This window comes from Silvania sp. (assembly GCF_051656365.1).
Classification (GTDB): Bacteria; Pseudomonadota; Gammaproteobacteria; order Enterobacterales; family Enterobacteriaceae; genus Enterobacter; species Enterobacter hatchlandensis.
Map to the genome: position 1 here is coordinate 1 of NZ_JBOGBT010000043.1, position 12,716 is coordinate 12,716.

Consider the following 12,716-nt stretch of genomic DNA (forward strand, 5'->3'; position numbering starts at 1 on the left):
ATGCTGAAAGCCGGGATCCGTGACTGGCAAACCCGCTATCCGAACAACCCAGGGGCGACCCTGCTGCCCACGCAGCTGGTGAATGTGCAGAACTTCAAGCCTGCCTCCACCAGCAAGATTGCGCTGCTGCTGCCGCTGAGCGGCCAGGCCGCCGTCTTTGGCCGCACTATCCAGCAAGGTTTTGAAGCCGCGAAAAATGGCACCTCCGCCGTTGCAGGCGACGCCATACCGGCCCAGGTGGCGCAGGCCGCCAACGCAGGCGATGTGGTTAGCCCGTCCGCAGCGGAAACCGGCGATCTGACCGGCACCCAGCCTGTCGCCGCGCCGCAAAGCAGCGAGCAGGAGCCAGTGCAGGCCCCTGCCACCACCCAGGCTACCCAGCCCGCGAGCCAGCCACCCGTTGCCGCTAACCCGGCTGCCGAGCTGAAGGTGTATGACACCAGCACGCAACCGCTGAGCCAACTGCTGGCTCAGGTTCAGCAGGACGGAGCCAGCATCGTGGTTGGCCCTCTGCTGAAAGGTAATGTCGAAGAGCTGATGAAAAGTAATACCCCGCTGAACGTGCTGGCGCTGAACCAGCCCGAGCAGGTGCAGAACCGTCCAAACGTCTGCTACTTCGCCCTGTCGCCAGAAGATGAAGCCCGGGATGCCGCGCGCCACATCCACCAGCAGGGGAAACAGGCACCGCTGCTGCTGACCCCGCGCAGTGAGCTCGGTGAACGTGTCGCCACCGCCTTTGCCAACGAGTGGCAACAGCTGGGCGGCGGCATTGTCCTGCAGCAAAAATTTGGCTCGCTGTCCGAGCTGAAAATGGGCGTTAACGGCGGTTCCGGCATTGCCCTGAGCGGCAGTCCAATCGCGTCCAGCCTGCCCCAGCAGCAGAGCGTAACCGTCGGTGGGCTGACGATCCCGGCCCCGCCGACCGACGCGCAAATCAGCGGAGGCAACAACGTGGACGCGGCGTATATCGTGGCCACCCCGGACGAGATCGCCTTTATCAAACCGATGATTGCCATGCGTAACGGCAGCCAGAGCGGCGCCACGCTGTATGCCAGCTCCCGCAGCGCACAGGGCACCGCCGGGCCGGACTTCCGTCTTGAAATGGAAGGCCTGCAGTACAGCGAAATCCCGATGCTTGCGGGCAGCAACCCACAGCTGATGCAGCAGGCGCTCAGTAGCGTGCGTAACGACTACTCGCTGGCACGCCTGTACGCCATGGGCGTTGACGCCTGGGCGCTGGCAAATCACTTCACCCAGATGCGCCAGGTGCCGGGCTTCCAGATTAACGGCAACACCGGCGATCTCACCGCTACTCAGGACTGCGTGATTAACAGGAAGTTATCATGGCTCAAATACCAGCAGGGACAGGTCATTCCGGCCAGTTAACCCGTAAACAGACCGGCGACGCGTGGGAGTTACAGGCGCGTCGCTGGCTTGAGCGCAAAGGACTGCGTTTTATCGCCGCGAACATTCACGGGCGCGGCGGTGAAATTGACCTCATTATGCAAGACGGCCCGACGATCGTGTTTATCGAGGTGCGCTACCGCCAGTCATCACAGTATGGCGGCGCTGCCGCCAGCGTCACCCGGGCCAAGCAGCAAAAATTATTACACACCGCTCAGTTGTGGCTTGCCCGGCATAATGGGAGCTTTGATACTGTGGATTGCCGGTTCGATGTGGTAGCCTTCACCCCAAACGCCATCGAATGGTTCAAAAACGCCTTCGGCGAAGACGCGTAAATCAGATCGTTAAGGGATACTGTGCTCGAAAGAATTAAGGTTTGCTTCACGGAAAGCATTCAGACTCAGATTGCAGCGGCAGAAGCGCTGCCGGACGCCATCTCCCGTGCGGCGATGACGCTGGTGCAATCCCTGCTTAACGGCAACAAAATCCTCTGTTGTGGCAACGGCACATCGGCCGCCAACGCACAGCATTTTGCTGCCAGTATGATCAACCGTTTTGAAACTGAGCGTCCCAGTTTACCTGCCCTTGCACTTAATACCGATAATGTGGTCTTAACGGCGATTGCTAACGATCGTCTTCATGACGAGATCTACGCCAAGCAGGTCCGTGCGTTAGGACATGCCGGTGATGTTCTGCTGGCCATCTCCACGCGCGGCAACAGCCGTGACATCGTAAAAGCCGTTGAGGCTGCCGTCACCCGCGATATGACTATCGTCGCATTGACTGGCTACGACGGCGGCGAGCTGGCCGGGCTGCTGGGTCCGCATGACGTCGAGATCCGCATTCCTTCTCACCGCAGCGCGCGTATTCAGGAAATGCACATGCTGACGGTGAACTGTTTGTGCGATCTGATTGATAACACGCTTTTCCCTCACCAGGATGATTAAGGAGTTTACATGAAGGCATTTTCGCCCCTCGCAGTCCTTATTTCTGCACTGCTGCTTCAGGGATGTGTTGCTGCAGCGGTAGTGGGTACCGCGGCGGTTAGCACCAAAGCCGCAACTGACCCGCGTTCCGTGGGCACGCAGGTGGATGACAGTACGCTGGAGCTGCGCGTGAACAGCGCATTATCCAAAGACCAGCAGATCAAGAAAGACGCGCGCATTAACGTCACCGCTTATCAGGGCAAAGTGCTGCTGGCAGGCCAGGCACCGAATACCGAACTCGCCGCCCGCGCGAAGCAAATCGCAATGGGTGTAGAGGGAACGACCGAGGTGTTTAACGAAGTACGTCAGGGCCAGCCGATTGGTCTGGGAACGGCGTCGAACGATACCTGGATCACCACCAAAGTGCGCTCCCAGCTGTTGGGCAGCGATCAGGTTAAATCATCGAATGTGAAAGTGACTACCGAGAATGGCGAAGTGTTCCTGCTCGGCCTGGTAACCGACCGTGAAGGCAAAGCGGCGGCCGATCTTGCCAGCCGGGTGAGCGGCGTTAAGCACGTCACGACCGCCTTTACCTACCTGAAGTAATCCCGCCTGTTGCCCTCTCCGCATGGAGAGGGCCTTAAACATCACACTTCTCCCTGCGCCATCTCGCGTATTTTTGCCGAGGGAATAACGTTGACGCCTGCGGGCGACGCCGTCAGCGCCTCTTTGAGCATGACCTCTGCCACGTCGCGGGCATCAATCGACTTCCAGTTACCGGGCAACAGTTTAAACATCGGCGCAAACAGCGATTCACTGAATCGGTGCTTCTCCCGATCCCCCAGCAGCATCGACGGACGCACAATGGTCAGCCGCTCCCACTTTTGGGCTATCAGCGCCTCTTCCATTTTGCCTTTTACCTTGTTGTAAAAGAACGGCGAGTGCGCGTTAGCGCCCATCGAGCTGACCACCAGCATGTGCTTTGCTCCCAGCCGCTTGCCGGTCAGCGCTGTATCCACCACCAGAGTGTAATCGGCATGGATAAAAGCCTCTTTGCTGCCCGCCTCGCGCTTCGTGGTGCCCAGGCAGCAAAAGACGATATCCACCGGATCCTGAACCTGCGCCAGGGCATCGGTGAGCTGCGGATCGTGCGGGTTAAAGACCCCGTCGATGTCCCACAACGGCCGCCGCGTCGGTGCGGCAATGTAGTTGACCTTCCGCTCCTGAATTAACATCCGCAGCAGGTGGCCCCCCACCAGACCGGTGGCGCCGGTAATTAAAACCTGACTCATGATTCCTCCTTTGCAGATTAGTCCGTATGCGATTTCATGCCTCTCGACCACACTTAGTAGTCTTATCGGTAAGTATTTACCACTCACCGAGAAAAATCTGTCTGAAGCCAAAACAACGGAGGAAACATGAGCAAGAAAATAGCGGTCTTGATCACCGACGAGTTTGAAGATTCAGAGTTCACCTCGCCTGCCGAGGCGTTTCGCCTGGCAGGACACGAGGTGATTACGATCGATAAAGAGGCCGGGAAAACGGTGAAAGGCCATAAAGGTGAGGCCAGCGTCACCATCGACAAGGCCATTGATGATGTGCGGCCGGCTGATTTTGATGCCCTGCTGCTGCCCGGCGGTCACTCCCCGGATACCCTGCGCGGCGACGAGCGCTTCGTTACCTTCACCCGCGATTTTGTCGCCTCCGGAAAGCCGGTGTTTGCCATCTGCCATGGCCCGCAGCTGCTGATCAGCGCCGAAGTGGTGCGCGGTCGTAAACTGACGGCTGTAAAGCCGATCGTTATCGATCTGAAAAACGCTGGTGCGGATTTTTACGATCAGGAGGTGGTGGTCGATAAGGATCAGCTGGTCACCAGCCGGACCCCGGACGATCTGCCGGCCTTTAATCGTGAGGCGCTGCGCTTACTCGGGGCGTAGCCAGTGCAGTTTTTTACCAAACCCCAGCGTGTTGTCAGTGAACTTAAGTTCGTCGAGGCGAATTTCCCATACCGGGGCTGACAGCGCGAGTGCCACCGGAAAGCGACGGTTATAGTGCTTACGCTGAGCGTCGCTTTCTTCCCCTTCCAGACGGCGAATTTCCCCTTTGAACTGCAGACCGCGGATCAGCGCCACGGTTTTCGGCTGTCCGTTGACCGTGCCCGCGACCTTCGCCTGTTTACCGGTCATCTGCGCGTGACGGGTTTTGTCTTCGCTCAGGACGTAGAACGCCACGTGCTGCGGATCGTAGTAGTAAAAGGCGTTGGCACACCACATCTCCTCTTCCTGGTGTACGCACCAGGTGACGACGTGCTGTTTCGCCAGCCAGCGGTTGATGGCGGCCAGAGTTTCCATTTCGCTTCTCTCTCGTGCTAAGGTGCGTTCACCTTAACATACTGAATCTGTCCACCGTGTGCTGGTTTCTCTATCTGGTCCGAACCGCTGATAATGCGCTGTATACCGGCATCACCACCGACGTCGCACGTCGTTTCCTGCAGCATCAAACGGGAAAAGGGGCCAAGGCGTTAAGAGGTAAAGGCGAACTGACGCTGGCATTTTCTGCCATCGTGGGTGAGCGCTCGCTTGCGCTGAGGCTGGAATACCGCATAAAGCAGCTGACGAAGCGCCAGAAAGAGCGCCTCGTCGCCGGAGACGGGTCGTTTGAGGCGCTACGCGAGAGCCTGCAAACGTCGCGGATTAAAAGCGATTAAAGTGGTCGTGGTACTCCACCAGGCCGCTGACGCCGTTCAGGGCATCATCCGCCAGACCGTGCAGCTGGAAAGCCATTTCGGTACCCGACCAGCGGCAGTGCAGATCGTGATGCGCCGCATTCTCGAAGCCTAAACGGCTGTAAAAGGCCGGATCGCCCAGCGTCACCACCGCTGCATAGCCAAACTCATTCAACGAATCGAGCCCTTCATAGACCAGCTGGCGCGCCAGACCTTGTCCACGGTAGGCTTCATCGACGGCCAGCGGTGCCATACCAACCCACTGCAGCTCTTCGCCCTGCACGGTGACCGGGCTAAACGCCACGTAGCCCACCACCTGACCTTCATCGTCGGTGGCGACCAGGCCCAGCGTAATCAGACCGTCTTCACGAAGATCCTGCACCAGCCGCGCTTCGCCGTCACTTTCGAACGTCCGGCGTAATAACGCATCGATACCCGGCGCATCGATCCCAATTTCAACTCGAATCAGCATGGCTCACCTACAGAAGTGTGTTTACTCTCCGGCGGCGTTTTTAAACCCGCCTCGACAAAATCGGCCATTTGCAGCAAAGCCACGCGCAGCGACTTTGGCATCTGCTCCAGTTCAATCGCATCCATCAGATTTTTGACGTACAGCCCCAGCTCCGTATCGCCTTCAATCACCAGACGACGCTGGAAAAAGAGCGTATCAGGATCCTGCTTGCGTGCCGCAATCATCAGCAGATCGCTGGCATTGGCGCTAAAACTGACGTCGGCATCGGCCGATTCACGTACGATCAGCCGATCGTTTTCAACCGAGGTATTCCAGCGCAGGCCAATATCCCGCACCTCGATACTTAGCCAGCGTCCTTCCAGAAACTCCAGCTCGCCCTCCGCCAGTGCCTGGCGAAATTGCCAGCTCAGCACCTGCTCCAGCACCTGGCGCTTCAGCGCAAAAGGTGCCAGCCTGACCGGCACGCTCAACAGCGACGGGCCGAGGTGGACGAGACGTGAACGCAGTTTATCCAGCACGAGCATTACTCCCTGATATCTATAGTCCCAATATTTTGCCATATCCAGTCGACGGTATAGCGGCGTAAATCAACAAACTGACATCCGGCCTAATCCATTATTGGTGTCATCAATACGCCATTAGCTGCCTTAAATCAAAAATTGTCGCCAGATGGTTAACTAAAATCCCTGTTCGATAACAATTTTACCTCCCTCTGGGGCTGTAAACGTCAGGATAAATTATGGAGTTGCTCTGCCCTGCTGGAAATCTACCGGCGCTTAAGGCGGCCATCGAAAACGGTGCCGATGCGGTTTATATCGGACTAAAGGACGATACCAATGCCCGCCACTTCGCTGGACTGAATTTTACCGAGAAAAAACTGCAGGAAGCGGTGAGCTTTGTGCATCAGCATCGCCGCAAGCTGCACATCGCGATCAATACCTTTGCGCACCCGGACGGCTATCAGCGCTGGGAGCGGGCGGTGGATATGGCCGCCCAGCTGGGTGCCGATGCCCTGATCCTTGCCGACCTCGCCATGCTTGAGTATGCCGCTGAACGTTATCCGCATATTGAGCGCCATGTCTCGGTTCAGGCATCTGCCACCAATGAAGAGGCTATTCGCTTTTACCATCGTCACTTCGACGTGGCGCGCGTGGTGTTGCCGCGCGTGCTCTCAATCCATCAGGTTAAACAGCTGGCGCGCGTCACGCCCGTCCCGCTGGAGGTGTTTGCTTTTGGCAGCCTGTGCATTATGGCCGAAGGACGCTGCTATCTGTCGTCTTACTTAACCGGTGAGTCGCCAAACACCGTGGGCGCCTGCTCTCCGGCCCGCTATGTGCGCTGGCAGCAAACACCGCAGGGGCTGGAATCACGCCTGAACGAGGTGCTGATCGACCGCTACCAGGACGATGAAAACGCCGGATACCCTACGCTGTGCAAAGGTCGCTATCGGGTGGATGGCGAGCTGTACCATGCCCTGGAAGAGCCGACCAGCCTGAACACGCTGGAACTGCTGCCGGAGCTGCTGGCGGCAAACATTGCGTCGGTGAAAATTGAAGGCCGCCAGCGCAGTCCGGCGTACGTCAGCCAGGTCGCGAAAGTGTGGCGCCAGGCGATCGATCGCTGCATGGCGGATCCACAACGCTATGCCCCGCAGCCCGCCTGGATGGAGGCGCTCGGATCCTTGTCCGAAGGCACCCAGACCACCCTTGGCGCCTATCACCGTAAATGGCAGTGAGATAACGCATGAAATATTCATTAGGACCGGTGCTCTATTACTGGTCAAAAGAGACGCTGGAGGAATTTTACCAGCAGGCGGCGAATAGCCAGGCCGATGTGATTTATCTCGGCGAAGCGGTGTGCAGCAAGCGCCGCGCCACCAAAGTGGGCGACTGGCTGGAGATGGCAAAAAGCCTGGCGGACAGCGGCAAGCAGGTAGTGCTGTCAACGCTGGCGCTGGTGCAGGCTTCGTCCGAGCTGAATGAGCTGAAACGCTACGTCGATAACGGCGATTTTCTGCTGGAGGCCAGCGACCTGGGGGTGGTGAACCTGTGTGCCGAGCGCAAGCTGCCGTTTGTCGCCGGACATGCGCTGAACTGCTATAACGCCGTCACTCTGCGTCTGCTGCTCAAACAGGGCATGACCCGCTGGTGTATGCCCGTTGAGCTTTCCCGCGACTGGCTGGTGAATGTGCTGGCGCAGTGCGACGAGCTGGGCATCCGCAATCAGTTCGAAGTCGAGGTGCTGAGTTACGGGCATTTGCCACTGGCGTATTCCGCTCGCTGCTTCACGGCACGTTCGGAAAACCTGCCGAAAGACGAATGCGAAACCTGCTGCATCAAATACCCTAACGGTCGCAGTGTGCTCTCGCAGGAAAACCAGCAGGTATTCGTACTGAACGGTATTCAGACCATGAGCGGCTACGTATATAACCTGGGCAACGAACTGGCCTCGATGAAAGGCCTGGTGGATATGGTTCGCCTGTCGCCGCTGGGCACCGACACCTTCGCGATGATCGATGCCTTCCGCGCCAATGAGAACGGCACTGCACCGCTGCCGCTGACCGCCAACAGCGAGTGCAACGGCTACTGGAAGCGGCTGGCCGGGCTGGAACTGCAGGTTTAAAAAAAGCTCACTTTGTTAACAACGGTTATTAATTTTTAATGCACTATTAAAAGATTCACCGTCGACAAAGTGAGCTGTTATGACTGATAAATCCATTCCGTTTTCGGTGCTGGACCTGGCACCGATCCCTCAGGGCTCCTCGGCACGCGTTGCCTTTACCCACTCTCTGGATCTTGCCCGCCTTGCTGAACAGCGCGGCTATCATCGCTACTGGCTGGCAGAACATCACAACATGGTGGGTATTGCCAGCGCAGCAACTTCGGTGCTGATTGGCTATCTGGCGGCTAATACCACCACGCTGCATTTAGGCTCAGGCGGTGTGATGCTGCCCAACCATTCACCGCTGGTCATCGCCGAACAGTTTGGCACGCTGAATACGCTCTATCCCGGCCGTATCGATTTGGGTCTGGGCCGCGCACCAGGTAGCGATCAGCCCACCATGCGAGCCTTGCGCCGGCATATGAGCGGCGATATCGACAACTTCCCGCGTGATGTGGCCGAGCTGGTTGACTGGTTTGATGCCCGTGACCCCGACCCGCAGGTGCGTCCGGTGCCCGGCTACGGCGAGCAGGTCCCGGTCTGGCTGTTGGGGTCGAGCTTATACAGCGCCCAGCTGGCGGCACAGCTCGGCCTGCCGTTTGCGTTCGCCTCACACTTTGCCCCGGATATGCTGCACCAGGCGCTGCATCTGTATCGCACAAACTTCAAACCGTCTGAGCGACTGGAAAAACCCTACGCAATGGTGTGCATCAACATCGTTGCAGCAGACAGTAACCGCGATGCGGAATTCCTGTTTACCTCTATGCAGCAGGCCTTTATGAAGTTGCGCCGTGGCGAAACGGGCCAGCTACCACCGCCAGTGGAGAATATGCATCAGCTGTGGTCGGCGTCCGAACAGTATGGCGTCCAGCAGGCGCTGAGTATGTCGCTGGTGGGGGATAAGACCAAAGTGCGTCACGGACTGGAAGCGGTGCTGCGCGAAACGCAGGCGGACGAGATCATGGTAAACGGGCAGATTTTCGATCATCAGGCACGGCTGTATTCGTTTGATCTGGCGATGCAAGTGAAAGAAGCGTTGTTGGGTTAGCGCGATTTGCTGCCCTCTCCCACACGGAGAGGGCAAAAAGAGGCGTTACTGATAAACAGGTAACAGATTAAAACTCGACAGAACGTGCACCAGTGCGTTGCCAACCCCAAACACCAGAATCAGCGCAATCATCGGCTTCCCACCCCAGACGCGGAATTTTGGGCTGCCGAAGCGCTTACGTGATTTCCGTGCCAGCAGCGCCGGTACAATCGCCGCCCAGATGGTCGCCGCCAGGCCCGCATAGCCGATGGCATACAGGAAACCGTTCGGCCACAGCAGGCCGCCGATCACCGGCGGCAGGAAGGTCAGCAGCGCGGTTTTCAGACGCCCCAGCGCAGAATCATCAAAGCCAAACAGATCCGCCAGATAGTCAAACAGGCCCAGCGTTACGCCAAGAAAAGAGCTCGCCACGGCAAAGTTGGAGAATACCACCAGCAGCAGATCCAGGCTTCGGCTGTTCAGCACCCCACTCAGCGCCTGCACCAGTACATCAATGTTGCCCCCCTTCTGCGCAATACCGATAAATTCCGGACGCGGGATGTTACCCATCGTCCCCAGCAGCCAGATCACATACAGCCCCAGTGCCAGCAGCGTACCGTACACCAGGCAGCGGATGATGGTGCGCGGATCTTTACCGTAATACTTCATCAGGCTCGGCACGTTACCGTGATAGCCAAACGACGCCAGGCAGAACGGCAGGGTCATCAGCAGATACGGGGAGTAAGAGGTATTGCTCTCGGCCACATTAAACAACGTGGTCGGCGTGACATGCCCCAGTAAGCTGCCGAAGGTCAGGAAAAAGGTGATGACCTTGGCACCGAGAACAATCGCCGTCATCCGGCTAACCGCTTTCGTGCTCATCCAGACGATGAAGGCCACCGCCAGAGCGAACACCAAACCCGCCAGTCGCGCCGGAACATCCAGCGACATCTCTGAGAAGGTATGGTGCAGAATCGAGCCGCTAGCAGAGATATAGGCGTAGGTCAGAATATAGAGCACAAAGGCTATCGAAATGCCGTTCACAATGTTCCAGCGTTTACCCAGCAGGTCGCGAGTAATGGTGTCGAAGCTCGACCCAATGCGGTAGTTCAGGTTCGCTTCGAGGATCATCAGGCCCGAATGCAGCATACAGAACCAGGTAAATACCAGCGCCGCCAGCGACCAGAAGAACCACGCCCCGGACATCACCACCGGCAGGGAGAACATGCCTGCACCAATGATTGTGCCGCCGATGATCACCACACCGCCGAGCAGCGAGGGTGAGGTTTGGGTGGTGGTTAGTGTCGCCATACAGCCAATACTCCAGTGAATAATGTTGCTACCGAATGTTAATGCGTCGCACTGTACCAGTACAAGAGTACAAAAGAAATAAAAAAAGCCCCGATAAAAATATCGGGGCTGTATAGATTACTTTACGTCAGAAGCGTAAGGCTTACGCGTCACGACGACGGGTAGGAGCACCGCCATCTTCGCGACGTGGGCCGCGGTTTTCGCGACGCTCACCGCTGAAGCGGCCTGCACCTGCCGGTGCTGCGCCATCACGACGAGGACCACGACCACCTTCACGACGCTCGCCGCCGCCGAAGCTACGACGTTCGCCAGCAGGACGATCGCCTTCGCGACGAGGTCCACGGTCAGGACGCGGCTGGGCATCACCCATCAGCTGCATGTTCATCGGCTTGTTCAGGATGCGGGTACGGGTAAAGTGCTGCAGAACCTCGCCCGGCATGCCTTTTGGCAGCTCGATGGTAGAGTGAGTACCGAACAGCTTGATGTTACCGATGTAACGGCTGCTGATGTCGCCTTCGTTAGCGATAGCGCCAACGATGTGACGAACTTCAACACCATCATCACGGCCCACTTCAATACGGTAAAGTTCCATCTCGCCAGCATCACGACGTTCACGACGTGGACGGTCTTCACCTGCAGCACCCGCTGCACGTTCAGGACGGTCGCCACGTGGACCACGATCGTTACGGTCACCACGGTCATTACGATCGCGACGCTCGAAACGCTCATCACGTTCACGGAATTCACGCTTAGGACGCATTGGTGCATCTGCTGGTACGATCAGAGCGCGTTCGCCCTGAGCCATTTTCAGCAGTGCTGCAGCCAGCGTTTCAACGTCCAGCTCTTCGCCTTCTACGCTCGGCTTAATTTGCGTCAGCAGCGCACGGTACTGATCCAGATCGCTGCTTTCCAGCTGCTGCTGTACTTTCGCGGCGAACTTCTCCAGACGGCGTTTGCCCAGCAGCTCTGCGTTTGGCAGGTCTGCTTCTGGAATGGTCAGCTTCATGGTGCGTTCAATGTTACGCAGCAGACGACGCTCGCGGTTCTCAACGAACAGCAGCGCACGGCCAGCACGACCCGCACGACCGGTACGACCGATACGGTGAACGTAAGACTCGGAATCCATTGGGATGTCGTAGTTTACAACCAGGCTGATACGTTCAACGTCCAGACCACGTGCTGCCACGTCGGTTGCAATCAGGATATCCAGACGGCCGTCTTTCAGACGTTCCAGAGTCTGCTCACGCAGGGACTGGTTCATGTCGCCGTTCAGCGCTGCGCTGTTATAGCCGCTACGCTCCAGTGCTTCTGCCACTTCCAGGGTCGCATTTTTGGTACGAACGAAGATAATCGCCGCATCAAAATCTTCTGCTTCCAGGAAACGCACCAGCGCTTCGTTTTTACGCATGCCATGTACAGACCAGAAAGTCTGGCTGATGTCCGGGCGAGTGGTAACGCTGGACTGGATACGCACTTCCTGCGGATCCTTCATGAAGCGACGGGTAATACGACGAATCGCTTCTGGCATGGTTGCAGAGAACAGAGCGGTCTGATGACCTTCTGGGATCTGAGCCATGATGGTTTCTACGTCTTCGATGAAGCCCATGCGCAGCATTTCGTCAGCTTCATCCAGAACCAGACCGCTCAGTTTAGAGAGATCCAGGGTGCCGCGTTTCAGGTGATCCAGCAGACGGCCAGGTGTACCGACAACAATCTGTGGACCCTGACGCAGGGCGCGTAACTGCACGTCATAACGCTGGCCGCCGTAAAGGGCAACCACGTTCACGCCGCGCATATGTTTAGAGAATTCAGTCATCGCTTCCGCAACCTGAACAGCCAGTTCACGGGTCGGAGCGAGTACGAGGATCTGCGGTGCACGCAGTTCCGGATCAATGTTGTGCAGCAGTGGCAGCGAGAACGCTGCGGTCTTACCGCTACCAGTCTGGGCCATGCCCAGCACGTCACGACCAGAGAGCAGATGCGGGATGCATTCAGCCTGGATCGGAGATGGTTTTTCGTAACCCAGATCGTTAAGGGCTTCAAGGATAGTGGCCTTCAGGCCCAGATCTGCAAAAGTGGTTTCGAATTCAGCCATGTAGTACAAGTGCCTCGATATTAATGGCGGCCAGTCTACATAACTCGTCGTGAAAATGATTAGCAATTTTCATTGAAAAGTGTGAACCGGCTCAA

Annotated in this window: 16 protein-coding genes; 9 read left to right on the forward strand and 7 right to left on the reverse strand. The window is 57.4% G+C overall.

All coding sequences use genetic code 11. The annotated features are described in order from the left end of the window. The 4 genes from ACRDD5_RS09170 to dolP all read left to right on the forward strand — a co-directional run. A partial coding sequence (locus ACRDD5_RS09170) for a penicillin-binding protein activator (RefSeq protein ID WP_438676577.1) occupies positions 1–1,386 on the forward strand: 1,386 nt, incomplete at its 5' end. Next, positions 1,344–1,739 (forward strand): YraN family protein, encoded by a 396-nt coding sequence (locus ACRDD5_RS09175; protein ID WP_271284397.1) that lies wholly within the window; start codon positions 1,344–1,346, stop codon positions 1,737–1,739. The genes ACRDD5_RS09170 and ACRDD5_RS09175, both read left to right, overlap by 43 nt. A 21-nt stretch (positions 1,740–1,760) precedes the next feature. Further along, positions 1,761–2,351, forward strand: a complete 591-nt coding sequence (gene diaA / locus ACRDD5_RS09180) for a DnaA initiator-associating protein DiaA (RefSeq protein ID WP_271284396.1) — start codon at positions 1,761–1,763, stop codon at positions 2,349–2,351. Positions 2,352–2,360: 9 nt separating this feature from the next. Next, entirely contained in the window at positions 2,361–2,936 is a 576-nt protein-coding gene (gene dolP / locus ACRDD5_RS09185) for a division/outer membrane stress-associated lipid-binding lipoprotein (RefSeq protein WP_271268279.1), read from the forward strand. A 41-nt stretch (positions 2,937–2,977) separates the two neighbouring features. Here dolP and ACRDD5_RS09190 read toward each other — a convergent pair whose 3' ends face one another. Continuing rightward, a complete protein-coding gene (locus tag ACRDD5_RS09190; protein WP_438676578.1) occupies positions 2,978–3,622 on the reverse strand; it encodes an NAD(P)H-binding protein in 645 nt (214 codons plus the stop codon). A 126-nt stretch (positions 3,623–3,748) separates the two neighbouring features. On the opposite strand from ACRDD5_RS09190, the gene ACRDD5_RS09195 reads away from it, so the two are divergent. After that, a complete protein-coding gene (locus ACRDD5_RS09195; protein ID WP_271284394.1) occupies positions 3,749–4,267 on the forward strand; it encodes a type 1 glutamine amidotransferase domain-containing protein in 519 nt (172 codons plus the stop codon). Here the strand turns inward: ACRDD5_RS09195 and ACRDD5_RS09200 are convergent. Further along, the gene (locus tag ACRDD5_RS09200) at positions 4,253–4,681 is read right to left on the reverse strand and encodes a YhbP family protein (protein WP_271284393.1); all 429 of its coding nucleotides are present in this window, start codon (positions 4,679–4,681) and stop codon (positions 4,253–4,255) included. The genes ACRDD5_RS09195 and ACRDD5_RS09200 overlap by 15 nt on opposite strands. Positions 4,682–4,695: 14 nt before the next feature. On the opposite strand from ACRDD5_RS09200, the gene ACRDD5_RS09205 reads away from it, so the two are divergent. Then, positions 4,696–5,037, forward strand: a complete 342-nt coding sequence (locus ACRDD5_RS09205) for a GIY-YIG nuclease family protein (RefSeq protein ID WP_271284392.1) — start codon at positions 4,696–4,698, stop codon at positions 5,035–5,037. Here the strand turns inward: ACRDD5_RS09205 and ACRDD5_RS09210 are convergent. Further along, on the reverse strand, positions 5,024–5,527 hold the full coding sequence (locus ACRDD5_RS09210; RefSeq protein WP_438676579.1) for a GNAT family N-acetyltransferase: 504 nt from the start codon (positions 5,525–5,527) through the stop codon (positions 5,024–5,026). The genes ACRDD5_RS09205 and ACRDD5_RS09210 overlap by 14 nt on opposite strands. Next, entirely contained in the window at positions 5,521–6,045 is a 525-nt protein-coding gene (gene ubiT / locus ACRDD5_RS09215; protein WP_438676580.1) for a ubiquinone anaerobic biosynthesis accessory factor UbiT, read from the reverse strand. The genes ACRDD5_RS09210 and ubiT overlap by 7 nt, the downstream gene beginning before the upstream one ends. A 221-nt stretch (positions 6,046–6,266) precedes the next feature. Here ubiT and ubiU point away from each other — a divergent pair, with 221 nt between their 5' ends. The 3 genes from ubiU (at position 6,267) to ACRDD5_RS09230 (ending at position 9,236) form a co-directional block, all read left to right on the forward strand. Continuing rightward, on the forward strand, positions 6,267–7,262 hold the full coding sequence (gene ubiU / locus ACRDD5_RS09220) for a ubiquinone anaerobic biosynthesis protein UbiU (protein WP_438676581.1): 996 nt from the start codon (positions 6,267–6,269) through the stop codon (positions 7,260–7,262). Positions 7,263–7,270: 8 nt separating this feature from the next. Further along, entirely contained in the window at positions 7,271–8,149 is an 879-nt protein-coding gene (locus ACRDD5_RS09225; RefSeq protein WP_271284388.1) for a U32 family peptidase, read from the forward strand. A gap of 79 nt (positions 8,150–8,228) precedes the next feature. Next, positions 8,229–9,236, forward strand: coding sequence for a luciferase-like monooxygenase (locus ACRDD5_RS09230; protein ID WP_438676582.1), 1,008 nt, complete (start codon positions 8,229–8,231; stop codon positions 9,234–9,236). Positions 9,237–9,281: 45 nt separating this feature from the next. On the opposite strand, the gene mtr is transcribed toward ACRDD5_RS09230, so the two are convergent. The 3 genes from mtr to yrbN form a co-directional block, all read right to left on the reverse strand. Beyond that, the gene (gene mtr / locus ACRDD5_RS09235) at positions 9,282–10,526 is read right to left on the reverse strand and encodes a tryptophan permease (RefSeq protein ID WP_271284386.1); all 1,245 of its coding nucleotides are present in this window, start codon (positions 10,524–10,526) and stop codon (positions 9,282–9,284) included. Between the two features lie 142 nt (positions 10,527–10,668). Continuing rightward, positions 10,669–12,621 (reverse strand): DEAD/DEAH family ATP-dependent RNA helicase, encoded by a 1,953-nt coding sequence (locus tag ACRDD5_RS09240; protein WP_438676583.1) that lies wholly within the window; start codon positions 12,619–12,621, stop codon positions 10,669–10,671. Continuing rightward, positions 12,614–12,694: a protein YrbN gene (gene yrbN / locus ACRDD5_RS09245; protein ID WP_097919743.1), complete on the reverse strand. Its 81-nt coding sequence runs from the start codon at positions 12,692–12,694 to the stop codon at positions 12,614–12,616. The genes ACRDD5_RS09240 and yrbN overlap by 8 nt, the downstream gene beginning before the upstream one ends. Between the last annotated feature and the right edge of the window lie 22 nt (positions 12,695–12,716).